The following is a 24,900-nucleotide window of genomic DNA, read 5'->3' on the forward strand; positions in this document are numbered from 1 at the left end:
CCGAATCGGCTCGATCGCACCAGAAGGCAGGTCAGCGAGCGACCAAAGAGGACGGCGGGCGCCCGTGCTGATCTTCGTACGATCAGGATGAGTGCCCGCCGGCCGGATTTTCCGGGATGCTTCCGTAACGCGTCAGGGGTCGCGCCTGGCCAGGCCGCCCATTTTGACCGCCGTGAACACCGCCGCGGCCAGCGCGACGTCGGAGAGCAGCATCAGACCGATCGCGTACGACCCCTGCACGCCGTACACCCAGCCCATCACCAGCGGCGGGACGAAGCCGCCGAGCCCGCCGGCGGCGCCGACCAGCCCGGTGACCGCGCCCACCTGGTCGGCGGGGGCGACCCTGCCCACGAGGGCGAACACGGCCCCGCTGGACGCGCCGAGCAGCACCGCCATCCCGAGCAGCGCGACGGTCGCCACGGGCAGCAGGGCGGGCTCGAAGGCCTGCACGACCGCGAAGGCGGCCACCCCGGCGAAGCACCACACCAGCACCGGCACCGGGTGCAGCCGGTCGGAGAGCCAGCCGCCCAGCGGGCGGGCCAGGACGGCGAGGACCACGAACCCGGCGGTACGCAACGCGCCGTCGGCGGCGTCCAGGCCGTAGGCGGTGCCCAGGTACGCGGGCAGGTACACGCTGAAGGCCACGAACCCGCCGAAGCCGACCGCGTACAGGAAACACAACTGCCACGTCACGGTCAGCCGGCCCACCGTGGCCAGACGCGCCCACGCCGACCCGGTCGGCCGGACGCGCTCCGGTGCGTCGCGCAGCAGCAGGAACGCCAGCACCGCGTAGCCGGCGAGGATCGCGGCCACCAGCAGGAACGGCGCCCGGTCGCCGTAGGCGTCGGCGAGCCGGACGGTGGTGAAGTTGGCGATCGCCGTGCCGCCCATGCCGATGCCGAACACGCCGATCGCGAAGCCGCGCCGCGCGGGCGGATACCAGCCGGAGACCAGCGGCACGCCGACGGCGAAGGCGGTGCCGCCGATGCCGAGGAAGAAGCCCGTCACGATCAGCGCCGGGTAGGAGGAGACCACGCTCAGGGTCAGCACCGGCACGATCGTGGCGAGCGTGACCAGCGGGAAGACCACCCGGGCGCCGTAGCGGTCGGTGAGGGCGCCGACCGGGATGCGGCCCAGCGACCCGACCACCACCGGTACGGCCACCAGCAGCGACTGCGCGGTGAAGCTGAGGTCGAGGCGCTCCTTGATGCCCGGTCCCAGCGGCCCCAGCAGCGCCCAGCCCCAGAAGTTCACCAGGAAGCCGAGGGTGGCCAGGACGAGCTGGGTCGTGGCGCCGGACCTGCCCGGCGTCGACGCCCCCGGCGCGGCCGTACCCGGGGTCGGGGCGGTGCCGGTCGGCCGTTCGTCACGGGCGGTGCTCATCGCTGCCCTCCTCGAATCGTCCTGCTGTCGGCGCGTTCATCGGCCCGAGCGGTCGCGGCGCCCGCCCGGGGTGGGCAGCTTCGGCGGGCCCTCCCAGCCGGGGCGGACCGGCCGCAACCCGGGCCGGTCGTCCCGACTGCGGTAGACGACGTACGGGCGGGTGGCGTAGCCGACCGGCGCGCTGAACGCGTGCACCAGCCGGGTGAACGGCCAGAACGCGAAGAGGGCGAACGCCGCCAGGATGTGGATCTGGAAGGCCACCGGCACGCCGGCCATGATCTCCGGGTCCGGGCTGAGGTAGAACAGCGACCGGAACCACGGGGAGATCGTCTCGCGGTAGTTGTAGCCGGGCCCCGACACGTTCGCCCGCACGGTGGCCCACAGGCCGAGCACGATCACGCCGGCGAGCACCACGTACATCGCCTTGTCGTTGCGGGTGGTGGCGGCGAAGACCGGGCCGGTGAGCCGCCGGCGGGCGATGAGGATGCCCAGGCCGATCAGGGTGCAGAAGCCGGCCACCGTGCCGATGAACACGGCCGTCAGGTGGTAGCCGTGCTCGGTGATCCCGACCGCCTCGGTCCACGACTCGGGGATCAGCAGGCCGCCCACGTGTCCGATCAGGACCATGAGCACCCCGAAGTGGAACAGCGGGCTGCCCCACCGCAGGATCGTGCTCTCGTAGAGCTGCGAGGAGCGCGTGGTCCAGCCGAACTTGTCGTACCGGTGGCGCCAGATCAGCCCACCGACCAGGACCACCAGGGACAGGTACGGGTACACGACCCACAGCAGCGTGTTCATCGGTCTCGCCCTCCGTTCGCGACTGCGGTGCTCCGCCGCGCTGCGTTCCTCGCGCTCACCGGCGGCCGCCCAGGCTGGTCGTGGTGTCGACGAGCCCGAACGGCTCCAGGCCGACCTGCTCCACCGGCGGGCCGCTGCGGGCCAGCCGGGCGGCGGCGGCGAGGTCCGCCGGGCCGGCGGGCGGCAGCATCTCCCGTACGGCCGCGACCGCCTGCCGGTACACCGACGTCTCCCGTCCCAGCGCCTCCACCAGCAGGTCGAGGCCGACCCGGTTGTCGCGCAGCAGCCGCCACCCGCCGTCGTCGGCGGCGGACAGGTCGAGCACCGCGGGCAGGAAGTCGGGCAGCTCGCCGTCGACCACCTCCAGGCCGGCGCTCTTGTACGCGGCGGTGAAGCCGACGAGGGCCTCGCCGCGCTTGCGGGTGTCCCCGCAGGTGTAGTACGTCAGGTGCAGGCAGCAGCGGCGGCGGAAGTCGAACAGCTCGACGTACGTCGACCGGAGCTGGCCGGGATCGGTGCCCTCGCGGTACGCGACCACCTCGCGCAGCGGGTCGGCGACCGCCGCCGGCAGCTCGTCGAGGGCGGCGCGCAGCACCGGCAGCGCCGCCATGACCTCGCCGTCGGGGTAGCGCAGCAGCAGCGAGGCGGCCCGCGCCGCGACCGCCCGCCAGGTGGGTGCGCTCATCGTCCCTCCCCCTCCTGCCCGGCGTCGTCACGGCGGGGCGGGAAGAGCCCTCTCGGGGTGCCCTTGCCGTCCCAGTTGAGCAGGTTCACCCGGCGCGGCTCGTCGCCGGGATCGGTGAACCCGTCCGCGGTCTGCCGGTCACGCAGCATGTGGAAGGTCTCCACCTGCACGGGCACCGGCGTGCCCGACGACTCCCCGAAGGGCCCCTGCCCGTACGGGCCGCCGCCGCCCATGCCCGGACCGCCCTCGTAGTCGAGGCTGCACTCGGTGGCGATCTTCTCCAGCCGGTGCGCGTCCTCGGCGTGCGCCGCCGGGATGACGTAGCGCTGCTCGTACTTGGCGATGGCCAGCAGCCGGTACATCTCGTCGACCTGCTCGCCGGTCATGCCCACGGCGACGGCGATCGACTCGTCGGGCTCCTCGCCGAGGTTGATCCGGCGCTGGTACGACCGCATGGCCGCCAGCCGGTTGAGTACCTTGCGCACCGGGGCGGGGTCGCCGGCGCTGAAGAGTTCGGCCAGGTACTCCACCGGGATGCGCAGCGCGTCGATCGCGCCGAAGAGGTTGCCCGCGTCCTCCGCGTCGTGGCCGGTCTCGCGCAGCACGTCGGCCACCGGCGACAGCGGCGGGATGTACCAGACCATCGGCATGGTCCGGTACTCCGGGTGCAGCGGCAACGCCACCTCGTACTTCATGATCAGGTCCCAGATCGGGGAGCGCCGGGCGGCGTCGATCCAGTCGTCGGGGATGCCGGCGGCCCGCGCGGCCTCGACCACGGCCGGGTCGTGCGGGTCGAGGAACACCGAGCGCTGGGCGGCGTACAGGTCCTCCTCGTCCTTGACGGCCGCGGCCTCGGCGACCCGGTCGACGTCGTAGAGCATCAGCCCCAGGTAGCGCAGCCGGCCCACGCACGTCTCGGAGCAGATGGTCGGCTGGCCGATCTCGATGCGCGGGAAGCAGAACGTGCACTTCTCGGCCTTGCCGGTGCGGTGGTTGAAGTAGACCTTCTTGTACGGGCAGCCGGTCACGCACATCCGCCAGCCGCGGCAGCGGTCCTGGTCGACCAGCACGATGCCGTCCTCGGCCCGCTTGTAGATCGCCCCCGACGGGCAGGACGCCGCGCAGGACGGGTTGAGGCAGTGCTCGCAGATGCGCGGCAGGAAGAACATGAACGTCTTCTCGAACTCCTGCTTCACCTGGCCGGAGACCTTCGCCAGCACCGGGTCGCCGGCGGCGATCTCATTGCCGCCGGCGAGCGAGTCGTCCCAGTTGGCGCTCCAGGTGATCTTCGTGTCCTGGCCGGTGAGCAGGGACTTCGGCCGGGCCACGGGCGTGTCGTCACCCGCCGGCGCGGTCAGCAGGTGCTCGTAGTCGTACGTCCACGGCTCGTAGTAGTCCTGCATCGACGGCAGCTTCGGGTTGGCGAAGATGCCGAACATCTTCTTCACCCGCCCGCCGGAGCGCGGCTTCAGCTTCCCCGAGCGGGTCCGCACCCAGCCGCCCTGCCACCGCTGCTGGTCCTCGTACGTGCGCGGGTAGCCCTGGCCGGGCCGGGTCTCGACGTTGTTGAACCAGACGTACTCGACCCCGGACCGGTTGGTCCACGCCTGCTTGCACGTCACTGAGCAGGTGTGGCAGCCGATGCACTTGTCGAGGTTCATCACCATCGCCATCTGGGCCATCACGCGCATCAGTACTGCACCTCCTGCGAACGGCGGCGGATCACGGTGACCTCGTCGCGCTGGTTGCCGGTGGGCCCGAGATAGTTGAACGCGAACGACAACTGGGCGTACCCGCCGATGAGGTGCGTGGGCTTGACCAGCAGCCGGGTCAGCGAGTTGTGGATGCCGCCGCGCCGGCCGTTGACCTCGGCCTTCGGCACGTCGATCACCCGTTCCTGGGCGTGGTACATGTAGACCGTCCCCTCGGGCATCTTGTGGCTGACCACGGCCCGGCAGACCACGACGCCGTTGCGGTTGACCGCCTCGATCCACTCGTTGTCCCGTACGCCGATCTTCGCGGCGTCGGCCTCGCTCATCCACATCGTCGGCCCGCCTCGCGACAGCGTCAGCATCAGCAGGTTGTCCTGGTACTCGGAGTGGATCGACCACTTCGAGTGCGGCGTGAGGTACCGGACGGTGATCTCCAGCTCCCCGTTGCGGCCGAGCCTCGGCTCGCCGAAGAGACGGTGCATGTCCAGCGGCGGGCGGAAGATCGGCAGCGCCTCGCCCGCCTCGTGCATCCAGTCGTGGTCGAGGAAGAAGTGCTGCCGCCCGGTGAGCGTGTGCCACGGCTTGAGCCGCTCGGTGTTGATGGTGAACGGCGAGTAGCGCCGGCCGCCGTGCTCGCTGCCCGACCACTCCGGGCTCGTGATCACCGACACCGGGCGGGACTGGGTGTCGGCGAAGGTGATCTGCTTGCCCTCGTGCTCGGCGGCCAGGTCCGCCAGGCGTACGCCCGTGCGCTTCTCCACGTCCCGGAAGCCGGCGGTGGCGACGCGGCCGTTGGTGGTGCCGGAGAGGGCGAGGATCGCCTCGCAGGCGTGCACGTCCGTCGCCAGCGACGGCCGCCCGTCCGCCGCGCCGCCGCGCACCTCGCCGTTCTTGCGGCGCAGGTACGCCACCTCCGGCCGCACGTCCACGGAGACGCCCTTGCCGGACGTGCCGAGGGTGTCCATCAGCGGGCCGAGCGCGGCCAGCTGGTCGGCGACCGCGCCGTAGTCGCGCTCGACCACCAGCAGCTTCGGCATCGTGCGGCCGGGCACCGGCGTCTCGCCCTCGGCCGCCCAGTCGCGCACCCGGCCGTGCGGGGTCGCCATCGCGTCCGGGGTGTCGTGCAGCAGCGGCGCCGCGACGAGATCCTTGCGTACGCCGAGGTGCTCCGCCGCCAGCGTCGAGAACGCGCGGGCGATGCCGTGGAAGGCGTCGAAGTCGGTGCGGGTCTGCCACGGCGGGTTGATCGCCGGGGTGAACGCGTGCACGAAGGGGTGCATGTCGGTGCTGCTCAGGTCGTGCTTCTCGTACCAGGTGGCGGCCGGCAGCACGATGTCGGAGAAGAGCGTCGTGGAGGTCATCCGGAAGTCCAGCGACAGCAGCAGGTCGAGCTTGCCCTCCGGCGCCTCCCTGCGCCAGGTCACGTCCGTCGGCCGCAGCTCCGGCGGCGCCTCGTCGGCGCGCAGGTTGGCGTCGGTGCCGAGCAGGTGCCGCAGGAAGTACTCGTTGCCCTTCGCCGACGAGCCGAGCAGGTTGGCCCGCCACACGGTCAGCACCCGCGGCCAGTTCTCCGGCGCGTCCGGGTCGGTGCAGGCGAAGCGCAACCGTCCCGCGCCGAGCTGCTCGGCCACCCAGCCGCCCGGGTCGTCGGGGCGGGCGGCCAGGGCCTCGTCGGCCAGGTCGAGGGGGCTGCGGTCGAACGTCGGCATCGACGGCATCCAGCCCAGGCGCGCCGACTGGGCCAGCAGGTCCATGGTGTGCTTGCCGGCGAAGGCGCCCGTGCCGGTGGGGGAGGAGACCACGTCGGCCGAGTAGGTGTCGTAGCGCCACTGGTCGGTGTGCACGTACCAGAAGGCGGTGCCGATCATCTGCCGTGGCGGGCGGACCCAGTCCAGGCCGAACGCGAGCTGCGCCCAGCCGGTCGCCGGGCGGCACTTCTCCTGCCCGACGTAGTGCGCCCAGCCGCCGCCGTTGACGCCCTGGCAGCCGGTGAGGGTGACCAGCGCCAGGATCGCCCGGTAGGTGGCGTCGGAGTGGAACCAGTGGTTCGTGCCCGCGCCCAGCAGGATCATCGACCGGCCGCCGGAGCGTTCCGCGTTGTCGGCGAACTCGCGCGCCACCCGGGCCACCTGTGCCGCCGGCACCCCGGTGATCGGCTCCTGCCACGCCGGCGTGTACGGCGACGCGGCGTCGTCGTAGCCCGCCGGCCACTGCCCCGGCAGCCCGTCGCGGGCCACCCCGTACTGGGCCAGCAGCAGGTCGAACACGCTGGTCACGAGATGACCGTGCACGGTCCGGGTCGGCACGCCGCGGCGCAGCACCTGCGGGGTGTCGGTGTCGAAGCGGGGCAGCTCCACCTCGACCGCGTCGCTGGCGCCGAGGCAGGTCAGGGCCGGTTCGAGGTCGCCCAGGTCGAGGTTCCACTGGCCGTCCTGCTCGCCCCAGCGGTGCCCGAGGCTGCCGCGCGGCACGGCGGGCGCGTCGGTCGCCGAGTCCCAGAGCACCGTCCGGAAGGCCGCCTCCTTCCCGGCCTCGCCCAGGTCCTCGGCGGTGAGGAACCTGCCCGGCCGGTACGCGCCGTCGGCGCCCGGCTCCAGCGTCACCAGGAACGGCAGGTCGGTGAAGCGGCGCACGTAGTCGACGAAGCGCGGGGTGCGCCGGTCGACGAAGAACTCCTTGAGGATCACGTGCCCCATCGCCATCGCCAGGGCGCCGTCGGTGCCCGGCTGGGCGGGCATCCACTCGTCGGCGAACTTGACGTTGTCGGCGAAGTCGGGGCTGACCACCACGACCTTCTGGCCCCGGTAGCGCGCCTCCGCCATCCAGTGCGCGTCCGGGGTGCGGGTCACCGGCACGTTGGAGCCCCACATGACGAAGTAGGAGGCGTCCCACCAGTCGCCGGACTCGGGCACGTCGGTCTGGTCGCCGAACACCTGCGGGGAGGCCACCGGCAGGTCGGCGTACCAGTCGTAGAAGGAGAGCATCGACCCGCCGAGCAGCGACACGAAGCGGGCGCCGACAGCGTGCGACACCATCGACATCGCCGGGATCGGGGAGAAGCCGGCGACGCGGTCCGGGCCGTACTCGGCGATCGTGTGCACGTGGGCGGCGGCGATCATCTCCTGCGCCTCGTCCCAGCCGATCCGCACCAGGCCGCCCTTGCCGCGCGCCTTCTGGTAGCGGCGGCGGCGCTCCGGGTCGGCCTGGATGTCCGCCCACGCGGCCACCGGGTCGCCGAGGCGGCCCTTGGCCTCCCGGTACATCTCGACCAGCACACCCCGGGCGTACGGGTACCGCACCCGGGTGGGGGAGTAGGTGTACCAGGAGAAGGCGGCGCCCCGGGGGCAGCCGCGCGGCTCGTACTCCGGCCGGTCGGGACCGACGCTGGGGTAGTCGGTCTGCTGCTGCTCCCAGGTGATGATGCCGTCCTTGACGTACACCTTCCATGAGCACGAGCCGGTGCAGTTGACCCCGTGCGTGGACCGCACCACCTTGTCGTAGGACGAGCGGTCCCGGTAGAAGGCGTCCGCCTCCCGCCCGCCGATCTGGTGCAGCGTCCGGCCGTCGGCGGACACCTCCGCCCGGCGCACCAGACCGCCCACGGCCAGCAGCGCCCGTCCGGCTCCCTCGGTAGCTCGTGACATAAGGCCCATCCCTCCGGTAGATCACCGTGAGCCCCACATTCGCGGCGAATGCGCCGGAGCGCAACCGAAGGCGGGGCCCGGAGCCATCGTCGCGATCCCCCGCCCCGGGCGACCGGGCCGAAGGTCCCGAGATCATCGGGCCATCCGGCGGCGCCCGGTCCCGCGCGCCGGACCGGCCGGCGTCCCCGTCGCGCGCAGCGGCGGTGACGGCCCCGGTGCGTCCTACCGCGCGGCACCGGCCGCCGGGGTGATCCGGTCCCAGGCCGGGATGGGCAGCGCGATCACCGCGGCCGGGAAGAGACCGTGCTCCTCGTTGTCGATGTGCCGGTGGAGCCGGTCCAGGGCGGCCAGCACCGCCGGCCAGTCGGGCGCCGTGCGGTCGACGGCGCCGAGCACGCCGTGGATGTCCTCGTGCTCGGCGCAGAGCTTCGCCACCGCGTCGGCCAGGCTGCCCTCCGCCCGCAACTCGACGAAGAGCCCCTCCTCCTCGGTGGCGGTGTGCGGGATCAGCAGGGCCAGCAGCGCGTCGAGCGCCGCCGGCGCCTCCGCGCCGTCGGCCCGCACCGCGTCCCGCAGCCGGCCCGCCGCGTTGGCGATGGCCTCATGCTCGGCGGAGAGCCGACCGATCAGGGGGAAGTCCCGGCAGCCGCAGTAGTTGCACATGCTGATCATCTCCAGGATCACGACGAGGTCGACCTCATCCTCGGCGCGGCGCCGGCCCGGCCGGCAGGGCCGATCGGCCCGCCGCGCCGGGCCATCGGGGCCCCGACCGCCCGCACCCGGGCGGAGACCCCCACCAGGTCCGTACGGCGCCCGGCTATGGTTAGGACATGCAGGATCGGCACGGCCTCCGCCGCGCCGGCAAGCGGGTCTCGCTGCCGGCGCTGCTGATGCTGACCGTGCTGCTCATGGTGCTCTCCGCGGCCCGGTCCGTCGGGCTGTGCATCGTCTTCCGGAGCACGCGGCGGGCCATTCCCGGCTGCGTGCCCGCCTGGTCGGCCGACCGCGCTCCGCCCGGGCTGACGTTCGCCGTCTGAAGCCCGTCCGCCTGCCCGCGTCCCGCGACGCGGGCCCGTGGCTTGGAGCACCATGCCGACCCTGCATCACGATCGATCCACCCTGCCCCGGTCCGTCGGCGACGGACCCCGGGTCACGCCCGCCCCACGACGGGGGTGGTGAGCATGCTGGCCCCCGGCGCGTACGCCCGCCTCGGCCTGCGGCATCCCGTCGCCCTGGACCTGGGCACCTCCACGGTACGGCTGTGGACGCCGGTCTCCGGCACGGTGGTCACCGAGCCCGCCGTCGTCGCGTGCACGTCGTCCGGCGCCCAGGCCGTCGGACGTGCCGCCATCGCCCTGCGGGACACCGGTGACGCGAAGCTGCTGTGGCCGGTACGCCACGGCGTGGTGGCCGACTTCTTCGGCTGCGTACACCTGTTGCGGGTGCTGGCCGCGGCGAGCGGGCGGCCGGGTGACGACGTCTCCCCGGTCGTGGTCGGCGTGCCGGCCACCGCCACCCTGCGGCAGAAGGACCTCCTGGTCGCGGCGGTCCGCCACGCGTTCGGCGGACGGGTCGCCACGGTGGAGGAGCCGCTGGCCGCCGCCCTGGCCTGCCGGGCCGACCTCGACCGCGACGACGTGGTCGCCGTCGACATCGGACACGGCCGGACCGAGATCGCGCACATCGCCGATCGCGCGGTCGAGGCGGTCGAGCGCGTCGACGCGCCCGACCCCCTCGACCGGGTGCCGCTGATCGCCGCCGCGGTCCGACGCCTGGGCGCCCGGCCGGCGTTCCCGGGGCGACGTCGGCTGCTGATCACCGGCGGCGGAGCGGTGCACCCCGAACTCGGGGCCCGGCTGGCCGCGCTGACCGGCCGGGTCGTCACGATGCCCGTCGATCCGCACCTGGCCACCCTCGCCGGCCTGCGCCTGCTGCTCACCGGCTGACCCACATGCGGTGCCGCACGGCGTCGTCACGACGCCGTGCGGCCGTCCGCCGCCACCCACCGGCCGCCCGTCGGGCCGGGACCGACCTTCCCGCACACCTGGAGCCTTCGATGGACGTCGAGCTGACCCCCCTGCCCGGTATCGGGCTGCGCCGCATGTTCACCACCGACGCGGGAGTGCGCGTCGGGGTGGTCACCCACCACGTCGGCGGCCGGCGCGAGCTGGTCTACCCCGACGGCGACGACCCCGACGCCACCCGCAGCATCACCCTCACCCACGATGAGGCCGTCGTGCTCGCCGGACTGCTGGGCCTGCTCGACGTCCTCGACGTCACCGGGCCCGGCGCGCTCACGACTACCCCACCCGGCGGCGGGTAAGCCGCCTGAGCGGACGCGGGGGGAGGGGACGTGGGACGAGAGTTCGTGAACTGGTCCGGCAGCCTGTCGTTCACCCCCGCCGAGTACGCCGAGCCCGCCGACGAGGACGAGGTGCGGGCGCTGGTGCGGCGGGCCCGCGAAACCGGCACGACGCTGCGGCCGGTGGGCTCCGGGCACTCGTCCAGCCCGCTGGTGCGTACCGACGGGATCCTCGCCAGCCTCGACCGGCTCGCCGGGGTGATCGCCGACGACGACGGGCTCGCCACCGTCCGCGCCGGCACCAAACTCAAGGCCCTCGGGGAGGGCCTGTACGACGCGGGGCTGGCGATGGACAACCTCGGGGACGTGGACTACCAGTCGATCGCCGGCGCGACCGCCACCGGCACCCACGGCACCGGCCTGGGCTTCGGCAACCTCTCCACCCAGGTCGCCGGCGTCCGGCTGGTCACCGGAACCGGCGACACGGTGGACGTCAGCGCGGACCACCACCCGGAGCTCCTGCCAGCGGCCCGGCTCTCCCTGGGCGCCCTCGGCGTGCTCACCCGGGTCACGCTGGCCGTGCAACCCCGCTACCAGTTGCACCGCCGGTCCTGGTGCGCGCCCGTCGCCTGGACCCTGGACCACCTGGCCGAGTTGCAGCACACCAACCGCAACATGGACTTCTACTGGTATCCCCGCAACGACCTGACCCAGGTCCGGGTCATGAACCGGGTCGACCAGACGCCGGACGAGCGGGTGTGGCACGCGCCGCGGGTACCGGGCTCGGCGGCCGTGGACGAGCCCCGCGAGGTCCACGTGGCCCCCACCCACCGGGCCATCCCCCGCCACCGGGAGCTGCGGTTCGAGGAGATCGAGTACATGCTGCCGGTGGAGGCGTTGCCGGCCTGCTTCGCGGAGGTGCGGCGGCGCATCAGGCAGCGGCACCGCCGGGTCGCCGGCTGGCGGGTGCTGGTGCGCAGCATCGCCGCCGACGACATCTGGCTCAGCAACGCCTACGGCCGGCCGACCGCGACCATCGCCTGCCTGCAGAACACCACCCTGCCGTACGAGGAGTACTTCCGGGACATGGAGGCGGTCTTCCGGCAGTACGGCGGCCGGCCGCACTGGGGCAAGAAGCACTGGCTGACCGCCCGCGAGCTGCGTCCGCTCTATCCCCGCTGGGAGGACTTCCAGGCGTTGCGGCGCCGACTGGACCCGGACGGGGTGTTCCTCACCCCGGACCTGGCCCGGCTGCTGGAGGAGGCGTGACGGCACAGCTCGGTGCCCGCACGTGGGTCGTTCCCGGCGGGCACGTGCCGTTCCCCGGCCACGGTCCCGAACCGCAGTTCACCAGCTTCGACCAGCTCTGCGTGCTCAACGCCACCGACCAGGACACCGAGGTCAGCCTGGACGTCTACTACGAGGACGCCGAGCCCGTCGGGCCGTACCGGATCCTGGTCGGGGCGCGACGGATCCGGCACGTGCGGGTCAACGACCTGATCGATCCGGAGGCGGTCCGCCTCGACCGTCCCTACGGCTGCCTGCTGCGCTCGCGGGTGCCGGTGGTGGTGCAGTTCCTGCGCCAGGACACCCGGCTGCCCGGGGTCGTCGCGCTGACCGGCGTCATGGCCCACCCCGCCTGACGTTCGGGGCCGGGCGGGCAGGGTAACCCCGGCCATGCGCATCGTGGGGGACGCGGCGGCGGCGGAGTCGGACTCCCGGCTGCGCCGCACCGGCCGGGAGACCTACCGGCGGTTGCAGACGTACCTCCTCCTCGCGGTGCAGGCCGGCCTGGCTGCGGCCCTGGCGTGGGTGGTGGCCCGCGAGGTGCTGGGCAACCAGGACCCGACCTTCGCCCCGGCCGCCGCGGTCGGTGTGATCGCCGCGGCCATCGGCAACCGCACCCGCCGCACCGTCGAGCTGATCGCCGGGGTGGTGCTCGGCATCGCCGTCGGCGACGTGCTGATCGGCCTGCTGGGCACCGGGCCGTGGCAGACCGGCGTCATCGTCTTCCTGGCGATCGCCGTGGCGGTGCTGGTCCGCGGCGGCGGAGCCCTCATGACCCAGGCCGGCGGTACGGGCGTGCTGGTGGCGACCCTGACCCCGAACAACCCCGACCTGGAACTGCCCCGGACCATCAACGCGCTGGTCGGGGGACTGGTGGGCCTGCTCGTCGTGCTCGTCATCGTGCCGCTGAACCCGTTGCGGACCGTGCGGCGGGTGGCCGACTCCGCGCTGGACCTCTTCGCCCGCCACCTGACCGCGTCGGCGGAGGCGCTGGCCCGCGGCGACGCCCGCGCGGCCGAGCAGGTGCTCGACCGGATGCGCGCCGCCGAGCCGGAACTCGACCGGCTCAGCGAGGCCGTCGAGGCCGCCAACGAGGTGGCCCGGTTCTCGCCGCTGCGCTGGCGGCGCCAGCGGGCGCTGCGGGCCTATCGGCACGGCGTGGAGCACATGGAGCGGGCCTTCCGCAACAGCCGCACCCTCGTACGCCGGATCGGCACCGCCCTGCGCGACGACGAGCCGGTGCCGCCCGGCCTGCCCGCCGCCGTCGAGCGCTACGGCGAGGCGGTCCGGATGCTGCACCGCGAGTTCCTGGCCGCCCGGGAGCCCGTCGGCGCGCGGGAACGGGTGCTGGTGGCGGTCCGGGAGGCCGGCGAGGCGTGCCGTCAGGACATGGGGTTCTCCGGCACCATCGTCGTGTCCCAGCTACGGACCATCGCCAACGACCTGCTGCGCGCCACGGGCGTGCCCCGCGACGAGGCGCGCCGGCTGGTGCGCCGGGCCGCCGCCGGATACCGGTGACGTTCAGTCCTGCTGTCGCAGGTAGGGGCCCAGGAGCTCCCGGGTGAGGGCGAGCACGGCGGCTTCCGAGGTGCCGTTCTCGATCATCTGTGAGGACGCGTAGACCACCGCCTGGATCAGCTCCGCCGCGGCGGCCGGGTCGCTCGCGCCGTGCTCGGCCAGGGCCGCCACCAGCGGCGTACGCAACTGGTCGTGCAGGACGCGGCTCTCCTCGGCGAGGACGGCGCCCGGCACGCTGGCGGCGAGCCCACGCATGACCGCGTGCTCCCCCTGGGCGACGAGGCGCAGGTTGGCCTCGACGTAGGCCAGCACCCGCCCGCCGGGGTCGGTGGCCCGGTCCATCTGCTGCGTGACGTATGCCGACCACTCCGGGAACATGTCGGCGATGACGGCGTTGAGCAGGTCCTCCCGCGACTTGAAGTACTGGTAGACGCTGGGGCGCGCCAGGCCTGTCCGCTTGCCCACCTCGGCCAGGCTCGGCGTCTGCGCCCCGCTCTCCGCGAGGATCTCCCGGGCCGCCGCCAGGATCGCCCGCCGCTGCCGGGCCCGGTGCTCGGCCACCGTGGGCGCCTGGATCTTCGGCACGGGAACCCCCATCGTCACGGCACGGGCATCAGTCGCCCGTCGATCATCTCGTACACCGTCGTGCAGTGGCGCAGCACGTCGTGGTCGTGGGTGACCATGACGGTGGCGACGTCGTTCTCCCTGGTCTCGCGGGCGAGCAGCTCCACCACCTCGTGACTGCGGGCACGGTCGAGGGCGGCGGTCGGCTCGTCCACCAAGAGTAGTCGCGGCCGGTTGACCAGGGCACGGGCGATGCCGACACGTTGCCGTTCGCCGCCCGAGAGCTGGTGCGGTCGGCGGTTCGCCTTGTGGGCCATCCCGACCTCGTCGAGCAGGGCCGTCGCCTCGCGCGCCCGGGAGCCGTGACCGCCGAAGCGGGCCGGCAACCGCAGCTGGTCCACGGCGGTCAACGCGGGAATGAGGTTGCCGGACTGGAACACGAAGCCGACGAACTCCCGGCGCAGTGCGGCCCGCGCCCGTGCGCTCGGCACGGTCATGTCCCGCCCGCCGAGGGTGACCGAACCCGACGTCGGGACGGTCAGCCCGCCGGCCACCGCGAGCAGGCTGGACTTGCCGGCGCCCGAGGGGCCGACGACCGCGACGAACTGCCCGGGGGCAACGGTCAGGTCGACGCCGTCCAAGGCCGGTACGGTGTCGTCGCCATCGCCGAAGCGCAGGCTCACACCGCGCATGACCAGGCCGGTGTCGGTCATCGGTTCGCTCCCAGTGCGGTCAGCGGATCCACTGCGGCGATCCGGACGATGGCCACGGCCGCTCCGAGCAGGCCGAGGACGAGCAGGAGGAGGGCGGCCACCGCGATCGCCGGCGCGCTGAGCGCGAACGGGATGCCGCTGCCGACCAGGCTGCCGGCCGCCGTGCCGACCGCGACGCCCGCGCCGACGGCGAGCAGCAACAACGCGAGGGCCTGGGCCAGCCCGTCGCGCAGCAGGTACGCCGTCGGAGCGCCCATGGCCCGCAGCACGGCGATCTCCGCACGGCGCTGGATGGTCCACACCGTGAAGAAGGCGCCGACCACCAGCGCCGAGATGGCGTAGAGGAACCACTCGATCAGCCGCAGGGTCGACGTCTCGGCGGTGTAGCCGGGCGAGGCGCCGTACGACCGGGTGCGGGACAGGCTCTCGGTGCCGGCGGCCCGGTCACCAGCCGCCAGGTCGACCTCGGCACCGTCGGCGGCCCGTACCGCCACGGCGGTGATCTCCTCGTAGGTGCCGCCCGGTACGGGTTCGCCGGGGCGGACGCCGGCCTTGATCTCCTGCCAGATCCGCAGCGGCAGGTAGGCCACGTCGACGTGACCGAACGTGTGCTGCTCGGCCATGGCGCCCACCACCGTGAGCCGGGTGCCGATCCGGTCGACGGTGACCGTGTCGCCCACCCGCAGCCCGGCCTCGATGGCGGTCCGGCTCACCACGATGCCGTTCGCGGCGTCCAGCCGGGCGCCCTCGGCCACGGGCGGGGCGAGGAACGAGTCGGTGGGCACGCCGAACAACGCGAGGTCGATCTCCACGCCCGAGTCGCTGCGGGCGTTGACCAGCGCGTTGCCGAAGGGCGCCGCGTCGGCGACGCGTGGCTGCGCCCGCCACGTGTCGACCGCGGAGACGTCGATGACGCTGCGGGAGAACGCCGAATCGTGCTGCACCCCGTCGGCGAAGGCGAAGGAGGTCGCCGGGATGCGCTGGAGCCCCGACACGCCGTCGTTCACCAGGCCCGTGGAGAGCCCGGACAGCAGCACCACCAGCACCGCGATGAGTGCGACGACCGCCCCCATCAGGCCGAACCGGGCCTTGGCGAACCGCAGTTCGCGTACCGCTAGGAACATGCCCACCACCGGGGGCGCAATTTTACCGACTGCATGTTGGCATCGTACCAACACGCTGTCGGCATCCTTCCCGGCGCCGTCGGTCGGTCGGGGCGGCGTCTGGCTACGCCGAGCCGACGAACTGGCTGACGTGGTAGGCGGTGCTGCGGTTGTCGGGCGTCCTGGTCCATTTCGAGACCATCAGGTGCAGGTCGTTGGCCCGCCGGCTGGACCACGGGTGGATGAAGCCGCCGTAGAGGCCCGGTTCCTGCCAGGAGGTGACCTGGATCCGTTCGGCCGTCCAGACCCGGTCCGGCCCGTCCGCCGTGCGTGTGACGATGCACCCGGTGGCGCAGTTCAGGTACGACATCACCCAGGTGCCGTCGGCCAGCCGCCGCACCGAGGGCTCGCCGAAGCGGCCGGTCAGGATGGGCGTGCACGGGCGGCCCCAGCCCCAGTTGCTGCCGTTCCAACCCCAGCCCTCGTACGACCCGGGGGAGAACAGCCGGTCCCAGCGGACCCGGCGCAGCATCATCGGCCCGTGCTGGCGCCCGGCGCGCACCGAGAAGACGTACACCCAGTCCCCGTCGCGCTGCATCGTCCACATCTGGAACGGGTCGGTGTTGGTGCCGTCGTTCCACCACTTCAGCGGCGTACGGATGAAGTCGTTGCCGTTGTCGCTGTAGGCCAGCCCGGCGTAGCGCGAGCGCCAGTGCGGCCCGGCCGGGCCGGCGGAGTTCCAGTTCTCGATGCTCATGTACGACACGAGCTGCCGGCCGGTCTCCGGGAAGGCGATGCCGTCGTTCGGGATGACGGTCACCTCCCACAGCCCGTCGATGCCGATGCCGTGGTGACCGTTGTGCATCAGCTCCGGGGCCCGGCCGTTGCCCGCCACCCGGGCGGCGCTGTCGAAGACGATCCCGCCGGCGGCGCCCGGGTGCACGGCGGAGCGCAGCATCACCGGCGAGCGCCAGTCGTTCGGCACCGGCGGACCCTCGGGCCACGGGGTGTCGAACGTGTCGCCGAACAGGTAGCCGATCGAGCCGTTCTCCAGCACGTACGGTATGCCCAGGTCCGTGCCCGCGACCCGCCACCGGTGGTTGGTGTCCAGGTCGGCGCCGGTCAGGCGCTTCTTCCAGGCGGCGGCCCGGGCCGTGCCGGGGGCGAGGACCGGCGCGACGGTCGTGGCCAGGCCGGCCGCGGCGAGCGTACCGAGCAGCGAGCGGCGGGTGATCGTCATGACCGTCCTTGTGGCGAAAGGGCCCGGAGTGTTGCGGACGCGGGGGAGCGGACCGGGCGCGCCGGCCACATCGAACTACCGATGTCGATGTAGGGCTGGAACCTACGGCCAACCGGCCGGCGTGGTCAAGGATCGCCGGTGCGCGCCCCGGGGTCACCTCGCGGGCCGGCGGCGGGGCCCGGTGCCCGGCTCGCCGACGCGCTCACCGCGGCGGGCCGCCCCCGGATCCTCGACGGCGGAAACGCACGTGACGGATTGGACGGGCGGGCGCGGGCATGACAGGGTGCTGCTGGTGGGCACGGGTGAAGGTGGGCGTCGGTGACCGCTCCGCATGCACGCTGGTCCTCCGGCGATCCGCAGGCGGTGCTCGACGGGTTCGAGCAGCTGCCCGGATTCGTGTGGATCTTCGAGGGTCCCGAGCTGCGGGTGGTGGCCGCGAACCCGGCCGTACGCGCCGCCGTCGGCAACCGCAGCGGCCTGCTCGGTGAGCCCTTCCGGTCGGCGGTGCCGGAACTCGCCGGCCAGCACATCTTCGAGCTGCTCGACCAGGCCCTGCACGGCGTTCGTTCGCACGGCTACGAGCAGCGCGTCCTGACCGACCGCAGCGGCGACGGCAGGCTGACGGAGGCCTTCTACACGTTCGACATGGCGCCCTGGCGCAACCCCGACGGCTCGGTACGCGGGGTGATCGTGCAGGCCGTCGACGCGACCCCCGTAGTGGTCGCCCGGCAGGCCGCCGAGGCTGCCGCCGCCACCGCCGAGCGCCGCTACCGGCAGGCTGTCGGCCTGGTCCTGGAGCTGCAACGCAGCCTCCTGCCCGACATGCTGCCCGTCCTGCCGCACGTCCAGGTCGCCGCGCACTACCTCGTCGCGAGCAGCGACCTCGTCGCCGGCGGGGACTGGTTCGACGCCGTTCCCCTGCCCGACGGGCGGCTCGCGCTGACCGTCGGCGACGTCGTCGGGCACGGCGCCACGGCCGCGGCCGCCATGGGCCAGCTCCGTACGGTCGCCCGGCAGGCGTTGCAGTCGGGTGCCGGCCTGCCGCAGGTGCTGGCGGTCCTGGACGACTTCGCGGCCCGCGCCCTCGCGACCCGGGCGGCCACCACCTGCCTCGTGGTGCTCGACCCCCGCGACGGGGCGCTCGAAGCGGCCAGCCACGGGCACCCGGCGCCGCTGGTGGTCGGCGCCACCGGCGACAGCCGGTACCTGCCGCTGACGCCGGCGGGGCCACTGGGCACCGGAGCGGACCCCGCCCCGGTGCACACCTGCCGGCTGCGGGCCGACGACGTCCTGCTGCTCTACACCGACGGCCTGATCGAGCGACCCCGGCAGAGCCTGCACGACGGCGCCCGCGCCCTGGCCGACGCCGCCGCGGCAGCCCGGCGGGCGATACTGGACGCGGCCACGACCGTCCCGCAGCGGCTGCCCGACCGGATCTGCACCCTGGTCACGGAACGCCTCGCCCTGGCCGGCGGTGGCTTCGGCGACGACACCACGCTCCTCGCCGCCCACCTCCTGCCGGAGCCCGTCGCACCCCTGCACCTGACGCTGTCCGCCGACACGACGGCGCTGCGGCCGATGCGCCAGGTGATGGGCGACTGGCTCGCCCGGATCGGGGCCAGCGGCCCGGACGCGAGCGACCTCGTCCACGCCGCGGGGGAGGCCGCCACCAATGCCATCGACCACGCCTACCCGGACGGCACGTCAGGGACGTTCACCGTGCACGGTGCCCTGGACGACCAGGGCGTGGTGCACGTCACCTGCACCGACCAGGGACGGTGGCGACCACCGGCGCGCGACCCGGGCGGTCGCGGCCGTGGGCTGACGATGATCCGTGGCCTCGTCGACCGGGCGGAGGTCAGCCACACCGACGCCGGCACCACCGTCAGCATGCACCACCACATCGGCCAGGCCACCAACGTCACCACCGTGGCCGCCGCCCAGGCGGCCGGCCCCCACAAGCAGGCCGCCGTCGACGAGGAGTTCACGGCCGCCGTCATCGAGGCGCCGGCGGGCCGGGTGCTGCGGGTGCAGGGGCCGGTGGACCTGGTCACCGGCCCCCGGCTGCGCGCCGCGATCATGCAGGCCAGCCGCGGCGGCAGCCTGCCGCTGACCATCGACCTCACCCCGGTCACCCACCTGAGCAGCACCGGCGTACGGGTCCTGCACGAGGTCGCCCGGATCGTCGCGCACCTGCGGGTCACCGCCACCCCGCAGAGCCCCGCCCACGCCGTGCTGGAACTGACCGGGCTGGGTCACCTCCTGCCGGAGGCCCCCGCGAACGGCAGGAACGCCGGGTTCCACCGGTAGCCGGAACCGCGTCGGGAAAGAATCTTCGGGCGGGCTGTCCAATCGGCCGCCCCCCGTCCGTAGTGATGTCGTACGGCGTCGCCCGGTACGGCAGCGGCGGCGCGACACTGAGGGGAGTCGGATCATGAAGTACATGTTGCTCATCAACGCGGGTGCGGTCGACGAGGACGGCGGGGCCGCCGGCTGCGACGTCAGCGACTGGATGGCGTACGACAAGCAGGTGCGCGAGGCGGGGATCCTGGTCTCCGGCGAGTCGCTGGCGGACCTGGTCACCGCCACCACCGTGCGGGTCGGCGAGGACGGCCGGCGGACCGTCACGGACGGGCCGTTCGCCGAGACCCGCGAGATCCTCGGCGGCTTCTACGTGATCGACGTGCCGGACCTCGACGTCGCGCTCGACTGGGCGGCGCGCTGCCCCGGCGCGCGCGGGAACGGCGCCGTCGTGGTCCGGCCGGTCGCCGAGTTCGGGGGCTGAGCGCGGTGGGCGGAGCGCCCGCCGACACCGGGGGGACGGACGAGGCGCCGGCGGCGGTCGTGGAGGCCGTGTTCCGTGAGGAACGCGGCCGGCTGCTGGCGGCCCTCGTCCGCCGCTTCGGCGACCTGGACCTGGCCGAGGAGGTCACCTCCGAGGCCGTCGAGGCGGCGCTGACCCGGTGGCCGGTCGACGGCGTTCCGCCCAGGCCCGGCGCCTGGCTGATGACCACCGCGCGCCGCCGGGCGGTCGACCGGCTGCGCCGGGACCAGGCCCTCGCCGCGCGGCTGGCCATCCTCCAGGCGGAGGCGGACCGGGCGGAGCCCGCCCCCGCCCCGATGCCGGGTGGTGAGCTGCCGGACGAGCGGCTGCAGCTCTTCTTCACCTGCGCGCACCCGGCGCTCGCGGCCGAGGACCACGGGGCGCTGACCCTGCGCTACCTGGCGGGCCTGACCACGCCCGAGGTGGCCCGCGCCTTCCTGGTGCCGACGGCGACGATGGCCAAGCGGATCACCCGGGCGAAGAAGAAGATCCACGAGGCCCGGATCCCGTTCCGCGTGCCCGGGGCGCAGGAGTTGCCGCAGCGGTTGCCGGGGGTGCTCCAGGCGGTGTATTCGATCTTCACGGAGGGGTACGCGGCCAGCGAGGGCCCGCGCCTGCAGCGGCTCGACCTCGCCGAGGAGGCCATCCGGCTGGCCCGGATCCTGCGCCGGCTGCTGCCCGCCGGCCGGGAGGTCGCCGGGCTGCTCGCGCTCATGCTGCTGATCCACGCCCGCCGCGACGCCCGCACGGGCCCGGACGACGAGCTGGTGCTGCTCGACGAGCAGGACCGTGGTCGCTGGGACCGCCGCATGATCGCCGAGGGCCTCGACCTGGTGCCCGTCGCGCTGGCCGGCGGCCCGCCCGGCCCGTACGGCGTGCAGGCCGCGATCGCCGCCCTGCACGTCGAGGCGGCGGACCTCGCCACCACCGACTGGCCGCAGATCGTCGCGCTCTACGACGTGCTGCTCGCCCTCGCGCCGTCCCCGGTCGTCGCGCTGAACCGGGCGGCGGCGGTGGCGATGCGCGACGGCCCGGAGGCGGGCCTGGCGCTGCTGGACGAGCTGGCCGACGAGCCGCTGCTGCGGGGCCACCACCCCTACCCGGCGGCCCGGGCCGACCTGCTGCACCGCCTGGGCCGGCACGCCGACGCCGCCGGGGCGTACCGGGAGGCGCTCGGTCTGGCCGGCACCGAACCCGAACGGGCCCTGCTGCGCCGCAGGCTGGACGCGGTCGAGCGGCTCCGCGCGCCGGGCCCGTGACGGAGTGACCGTCGACCGCGGCCGGGCGGTCCCGTGGTACCCGCCGCGCTACCGGAGGGCGGACAGGCGGGTGGTCACCGGGCGGAGACCGCCAGCACGCCCCGGTCCAGGACGACCCGTCCGGTCCCGTCGGTGGCGCGGAAGACCACGCCGTACGGGCGCCGCCAGGCGTGCACCGTCAGGGTGTCGCCCGGGTGCAGCGGGGCGGCGAAGCGGACGCGGACGTGCCGGACGCGGGTCGGGTCGTCGCCGACGAGGGGTAGCAGGAGCCGCCCGGCGAAGCCGAAGGTGCACAGGCCGTGCAGGATCGGGCGGGGCAGCCCGGCCCGGCCGGCGACGGCCGGATCGGAGTGCAGCGGATTGCGGTCCCCGCTGAGCCGGTAGAGCAGCGCCTGGTCCGGGCGGACGGTGGTGACGAGCCGGTGCTCGGGCGGGTCGGCCGGCGGCTGCCAGCGGGCGGGCCGGGCGCGACGCCCGCCGAATCCGCCGGCGCCGATGACGAACATGGCCCGGCGTACGGTGCCCACGAGCGTGCCCGCCGGGTCGTGGAGCCGGGAGACGTGCTCGACCAGGGCGCCGCTGCCCTGGTCGTGCAGGGCGGTGACGGCGGCGGTGGTGTGCACCTGCCCGCCCGGTGACAGCGGGCGGAACAGGGTCAGCGCCTCCTCCGCGTGCCGGATCGCGGTGAGTTCGCCGAGGGGCGGCGGGTCGGCGGCGAGCACGCTGGCGAAGGTCGGCAGCACCCGCTGCGGGTGGCCGGTGGAGTTCTCGGTGGTGAAGCGGAGTTCCGCCGCCGGGTCGCGTTGTCCCGCGCCGACCCCGAGGGCGTAGAGGATCGTCTCGGTCGGGGTCCACGCCCGCTCCCGCGAGGTGCGCAGTCCGACGAGCGCCGGCGCGACAACCCGACCGCCTCCGGCGGATCCTTGACTACGCAGAGTGGTCGACTCGGTCGCTTCGGCGGTGGGCGGCTGCTGCGTCCGGGCGGCATGGGCCCGTTTGTCCTGCGTGTTCATCGGGCTCCCGGTTTGTGGTCGCGGATTCGACCCGTCAACTGGCGATGATCGACGGCTACTGTCTGTTGCAGGAAGGTGAGGTCGAATCTCTTGACTGCGCCCACCGTCCGGCAGTAGCGTCCCATATTAAGCAACGGTAACCATAATATGAGCCGCTAGGTATCTGGGGTAGCCATGAGAATGCGAGCATTGCGAGCTGCGGTAGCAGCCCTGCTGGTGACCGCCGCCGTTGCGGCATGCGCGGAGAACCAGACCCCGACCGAGTCCGGTGGCGGCGAGGCGGCCCCGTCGGCGGCGGTCAACTTCGGCGTCGGCGTCGACCCGGCGTACTCCCCGATCTACCTCGCCGACCAGGAGAAGCTGTTCCAGGCCAACGGCCTGAACGTCACCGTCACCCAGTTCCAGGAGGGCACCGGTGGCCTCGACGCGATCCTGGCCAAGCAGGGCCAGTTCACGGCCAGCACCGAGTCGAGCCTGCTGAACCGGGCCACCCGGGGCGACATCAAGGGCCTGGCCGTCTTCTCGCAGTCGCCCAGCTTCATCAAGCTCGTGGCGCGCTCCGGCGTCGCCGACGTGTCGGGCATCAAGAAGTACGGCGTCGTCCCCGGCACCGTCAACGAGTACGCCACCAACAAGGTCCTCGCGGCGCGCGGCATCAGCCGGGAGTCCGTCGAGTTCGTCAACGCCTCGCCCGCAGAGATGCCGGCCCTGCTGCAACGCGGCGACGTGGACGGCTACATCATGTGGGAGCCGTGGCCGTCGCGCGGCGTCGCCAACGGCGGCAAGGTCCTGCTGACCAGCGGCGACATCGGCTACGTCTACAACCTGGTGATCGGGGTCGACGGCGCCTGGTACGAGGCCAACAAGGAGACCGCCAAGAAGGTCGTCCAGACCATCGGCCAGGCGTGCGAGCAGCTCACCAAGGACCCGGCCAAGGCGGGCACGGTCACCGAGAAGGCCATCAAGGTGCCGGCGAAGGAGGCCCAGACGCTGCTGGAGGGCGTCCAGTGCCAGGTCCGCGACTTCACCGACGACGACCTCAAGCGCTACGGCGAGATCGCCCAGTTCCAGCAGGACAGCAAGATCGTCAAGCAGAAGGCGGACCCGGCGACCGTCATGGTCAAGGGGGTGGCGTGACAGTCGACGGCACCGCACCCACCACGACCTTCGCCGGCCGACCCGCCAGCCGCGCCGGCTCCCCGATCCGCATCAGCGACGTCGACATCCGCTTCGGCGAGTTCGTCGCCGTCCGCGGCGCGAGTCTCGACATCGCCGCCGGTGAACTCGTCTGCCTGCTCGGCCCGAGTGGCTGCGGCAAGTCCACGCTGCTCAACGCGGTCGCCGGCTTCGTCCGGCCGGCGGCCGGCGAGGTGACCTGCGGCGGCGAGCCGGTGACCGGGCCCGACGTGTCGCGGGGCGTGGTCTTCCAGAGCGCCGAGGCGCTGTTCCCCTGGCTGACCGTACGCCAGAACGTCGCCTTCGGGCCGCAGATGCGCGGCGTGCCGAAGGCCCAGCGCGACGCGGTCGTCGAGCGGTACCTGGCGATGGTCGGCCTCGCGCACAGCGCCGAGCGGTTCCCCGAGCAGCTCTCCGGCGGCATGCGCCAGCGGGCCCAGCTCGCCCGGGTCCTGGCCAACGACCCCTCGGTCGTGCTGATGGACGAGCCGTTCGGGGCGCTGGACGCCCAGACCCGGCTCGTGATGCAGGTCGAACTCGACCGGATCTGGCGCGAGACCGGCGCCACGATCGTCTTCGTCACCCACGACATCGGCGAGGCGATCCTGCTCGGCGACCGGATCGTCACGATGACCGCGGGACCGTCGGCGGCCATCAAGAAGGACTACCGCTGCGACCTGCCCCGCCCCCGCGACCTGACCGACCCGGCCTGCGCGGCGCTCTTCCGGGAGCTGCGCGAGGACATCGGCGCCGAGGTGGCCCGGACGCTGCGCGCCCAGGGGCTCGACGACGGCCACGACGGGCGGCCCGGCGCGGGCGACGACCGGACGGAGGGGCGATGACAGTCGAGGCACCCACCGTCCCCGACCGCACCAGGGCGTCGGCGACGACCGGCCCCCGCCGCAACCGCTGGCCCCGGCTGACCCGCATCGGGCTGTCGGTCCTGTCGGTGCTGCTCGGCGTGCTGATCTGGGACCTGGTCAGCCGCAACTACACGGCCTTCTTCCTGCCCTCGCCGCGGCTCACCCTCGACGGCGCGGTCGAACTCGTCCGCGACGGGACCCTGTGGGACTCGGTCAGCGCGTCCTCGACCCGCATCCTCACCGGCTGGCTGCTCGGCGTGCTCGTGGGCGTGCCGATGGGTCTGCTGATGGGCTGCATCCCCTGGCTGCGGCTGATGCTCGACCCGTACATCCAGTTCTTCCGCTTCGTGCCGCCGATCGCCTTCGTCACCCTGGCCATCATCTGGCTCGGGCCGGGGGAGGCGTCGAAGGTGGCGCTGATCTTCTACACCACCGTCTTCATCGTCGCCCTCAACACCCTGGCCGGGGTGCTGTCGGTCAACGAGATCCGGATGCGGGCGGCCCGGGCGCTCGGCGCCGGCCCCGTACGCAGCCTCGTCTCGGTCGTGCTGCCGTCGACGGTGCCGCACGTGGTCACCGGGGCCCGGCTGGCGATGGGCAACTCGTTCCTGACGATCGTCTCCGCCGAGATCGTCGCCGCCCAGAGCGGCCTGGGATCGCTGATCTGGACGGCGCGGAACTACGCCAAGACGGAGTGGGTCTTCGTGGGCATCATCGCCCTGGGCCTGCTCGGCTACCTCTTCGACTGGATCCTGCGTCTGGTCACGGGACGGACCCTGCGCCGCTACGGCGTGAACTTCTAGCGGCCCGACCCGT

The 24,900-nt window shown here is 73.4% G+C and carries 23 protein-coding genes; 12 read left to right on the top strand and 11 right to left on the bottom strand.

Annotated elements, in window-relative coordinates; genetic code table 11:
- Nucleotides 1-132: 132 nt before the first annotated feature.
- The 6 genes from RM555_RS15075 to RM555_RS15100 all read right to left on the bottom strand — a co-directional run bounded on the left by RM555_RS15075 (nt 133) and on the right by RM555_RS15100 (nt 8,885).
- On the bottom strand, nt 133-1,383 hold the full coding sequence (locus tag RM555_RS15075; protein WP_311412321.1) for an MFS transporter: 1,251 nt from the start codon (nt 1,381-1,383) through the stop codon (nt 133-135).
- A gap of 36 nt (nt 1,384-1,419) precedes the next feature.
- Nucleotides 1,420-2,181 (bottom strand): respiratory nitrate reductase subunit gamma, encoded by a 762-nt coding sequence (gene narI, locus RM555_RS15080; protein ID WP_311412322.1) that lies wholly within the window; start codon nt 2,179-2,181, stop codon nt 1,420-1,422.
- 55 nt (nt 2,182-2,236) lie between these two features.
- Complete coding sequence (gene narJ, locus RM555_RS15085) at nt 2,237-2,866, bottom strand: nitrate reductase molybdenum cofactor assembly chaperone (RefSeq protein WP_311412323.1); 630 nt, start codon at nt 2,864-2,866, stop codon at nt 2,237-2,239.
- Nucleotides 2,863-4,557: a nitrate reductase subunit beta gene (gene narH / locus RM555_RS15090; RefSeq protein ID WP_311412324.1), complete on the bottom strand. Its 1,695-nt coding sequence runs from the start codon at nt 4,555-4,557 to the stop codon at nt 2,863-2,865. The genes narJ and narH overlap by 4 nt, the downstream gene beginning before the upstream one ends.
- Nucleotides 4,557-8,222 carry a nitrate reductase subunit alpha gene (locus RM555_RS15095; RefSeq protein WP_311412325.1) on the bottom strand — a complete coding sequence of 1,222 codons (3,666 nt, stop codon included), beginning with the start codon at nt 8,220-8,222 and terminating at the stop codon, nt 4,557-4,559. Before RM555_RS15095 ends, narH begins: the two co-directional genes overlap by 1 nt.
- A gap of 222 nt (nt 8,223-8,444) precedes the next feature.
- Nucleotides 8,445-8,885: a hemerythrin domain-containing protein gene (locus RM555_RS15100; protein WP_311412359.1), complete on the bottom strand. Its 441-nt coding sequence runs from the start codon at nt 8,883-8,885 to the stop codon at nt 8,445-8,447.
- A 167-nt stretch (nt 8,886-9,052) separates the two neighbouring features.
- Here RM555_RS15100 and RM555_RS15105 point away from each other — a divergent pair, with 167 nt between their 5' ends.
- The 6 genes from RM555_RS15105 to RM555_RS15130 all read left to right on the top strand — a co-directional run bounded on the left by RM555_RS15105 (nt 9,053) and on the right by RM555_RS15130 (nt 13,329).
- The gene (locus RM555_RS15105) at nt 9,053-9,259 is read left to right on the top strand and encodes a hypothetical protein (RefSeq protein WP_132239043.1); all 207 of its coding nucleotides are present in this window, start codon (nt 9,053-9,055) and stop codon (nt 9,257-9,259) included.
- 144 nt (nt 9,260-9,403) lie between these two features.
- Entirely contained in the window at nt 9,404-10,168 is a 765-nt protein-coding gene (locus RM555_RS15110; protein ID WP_311412326.1) for a rod shape-determining protein, read from the top strand.
- 110 nt (nt 10,169-10,278) lie between these two features.
- Complete coding sequence (locus RM555_RS15115) at nt 10,279-10,545, top strand: MBT domain-containing protein (protein ID WP_151454595.1); 267 nt, start codon at nt 10,279-10,281, stop codon at nt 10,543-10,545.
- Nucleotides 10,546-10,575: 30 nt separating this feature from the next.
- Nucleotides 10,576-11,793, top strand: coding sequence for a D-arabinono-1,4-lactone oxidase (locus RM555_RS15120; protein WP_311412327.1), 1,218 nt, complete (start codon nt 10,576-10,578; stop codon nt 11,791-11,793).
- Entirely contained in the window at nt 11,790-12,167 is a 378-nt protein-coding gene (locus RM555_RS15125; RefSeq protein ID WP_311412328.1) for a sensory rhodopsin transducer, read from the top strand. Before RM555_RS15120 ends, RM555_RS15125 begins: the two co-directional genes overlap by 4 nt.
- A gap of 34 nt (nt 12,168-12,201) precedes the next feature.
- Nucleotides 12,202-13,329, top strand: a complete 1,128-nt coding sequence (locus tag RM555_RS15130) for an FUSC family protein (protein WP_311412329.1) — start codon at nt 12,202-12,204, stop codon at nt 13,327-13,329.
- A gap of 3 nt (nt 13,330-13,332) precedes the next feature.
- On the opposite strand, the gene RM555_RS15135 is transcribed toward RM555_RS15130, so the two are convergent.
- From RM555_RS15135 to RM555_RS15150, 4 genes are all read right to left on the bottom strand, one after another.
- Nucleotides 13,333-13,914, bottom strand: a complete 582-nt coding sequence (locus tag RM555_RS15135) for a TetR/AcrR family transcriptional regulator (protein ID WP_311412330.1) — start codon at nt 13,912-13,914, stop codon at nt 13,333-13,335.
- A gap of 14 nt (nt 13,915-13,928) precedes the next feature.
- On the bottom strand, nt 13,929-14,606 hold the full coding sequence (locus RM555_RS15140; protein WP_311412331.1) for an ABC transporter ATP-binding protein: 678 nt from the start codon (nt 14,604-14,606) through the stop codon (nt 13,929-13,931).
- Nucleotides 14,603-15,730: an ABC transporter permease gene (locus RM555_RS15145; RefSeq protein ID WP_311412360.1), complete on the bottom strand. Its 1,128-nt coding sequence runs from the start codon at nt 15,728-15,730 to the stop codon at nt 14,603-14,605. Before RM555_RS15145 ends, RM555_RS15140 begins: the two co-directional genes overlap by 4 nt.
- Before the next feature lie 103 nt (nt 15,731-15,833).
- Nucleotides 15,834-16,949, bottom strand: a complete 1,116-nt coding sequence (locus RM555_RS15150; protein ID WP_311412332.1) for a DUF4185 domain-containing protein — start codon at nt 16,947-16,949, stop codon at nt 15,834-15,836.
- Between the two features lie 318 nt (nt 16,950-17,267).
- Between RM555_RS15150 and RM555_RS15155 the strand changes: the two genes are divergently transcribed.
- From RM555_RS15155 to RM555_RS15165, 3 genes are all read left to right on the top strand, one after another.
- On the top strand, nt 17,268-19,259 hold the full coding sequence (locus RM555_RS15155; protein ID WP_311412333.1) for a SpoIIE family protein phosphatase: 1,992 nt from the start codon (nt 17,268-17,270) through the stop codon (nt 19,257-19,259).
- 124 nt (nt 19,260-19,383) lie between these two features.
- The gene (locus RM555_RS15160; protein ID WP_311412334.1) at nt 19,384-19,734 is read left to right on the top strand and encodes a YciI family protein; all 351 of its coding nucleotides are present in this window, start codon (nt 19,384-19,386) and stop codon (nt 19,732-19,734) included.
- A gap of 5 nt (nt 19,735-19,739) precedes the next feature.
- Complete coding sequence (locus RM555_RS15165) at nt 19,740-21,032, top strand: RNA polymerase sigma factor (protein ID WP_311412335.1); 1,293 nt, start codon at nt 19,740-19,742, stop codon at nt 21,030-21,032.
- Between the two features lie 74 nt (nt 21,033-21,106).
- On the opposite strand, the gene RM555_RS15170 is transcribed toward RM555_RS15165, so the two are convergent.
- Nucleotides 21,107-22,045: a MaoC/PaaZ C-terminal domain-containing protein gene (locus RM555_RS15170; RefSeq protein ID WP_311412336.1), complete on the bottom strand. Its 939-nt coding sequence runs from the start codon at nt 22,043-22,045 to the stop codon at nt 21,107-21,109.
- A 216-nt stretch (nt 22,046-22,261) separates the two neighbouring features.
- On the opposite strand from RM555_RS15170, the gene RM555_RS15175 reads away from it, so the two are divergent.
- The 3 genes from RM555_RS15175 to RM555_RS15185 are packed head-to-tail and all read left to right on the top strand — an operon-like array spanning nt 22,262 to nt 24,887.
- Nucleotides 22,262-23,182, top strand: coding sequence for an ABC transporter substrate-binding protein (locus tag RM555_RS15175; protein WP_311412337.1), 921 nt, complete (start codon nt 22,262-22,264; stop codon nt 23,180-23,182).
- Nucleotides 23,179-24,063 (top strand): ABC transporter ATP-binding protein, encoded by an 885-nt coding sequence (locus RM555_RS15180; protein WP_311412338.1) that lies wholly within the window; start codon nt 23,179-23,181, stop codon nt 24,061-24,063. Before RM555_RS15175 ends, RM555_RS15180 begins: the two co-directional genes overlap by 4 nt.
- Complete coding sequence (locus RM555_RS15185; protein WP_311412339.1) at nt 24,060-24,887, top strand: ABC transporter permease; 828 nt, start codon at nt 24,060-24,062, stop codon at nt 24,885-24,887. Before RM555_RS15180 ends, RM555_RS15185 begins: the two co-directional genes overlap by 4 nt.
- Nucleotides 24,888-24,900: the final 13 nt, after the last annotated feature.

The sequence above is a fragment of the Micromonospora reichwaldensis genome (genome assembly GCF_031845925.1).
Taxonomy (GTDB): domain Bacteria; phylum Actinomycetota; class Actinomycetes; order Mycobacteriales; family Micromonosporaceae; genus Micromonospora; species Micromonospora reichwaldensis.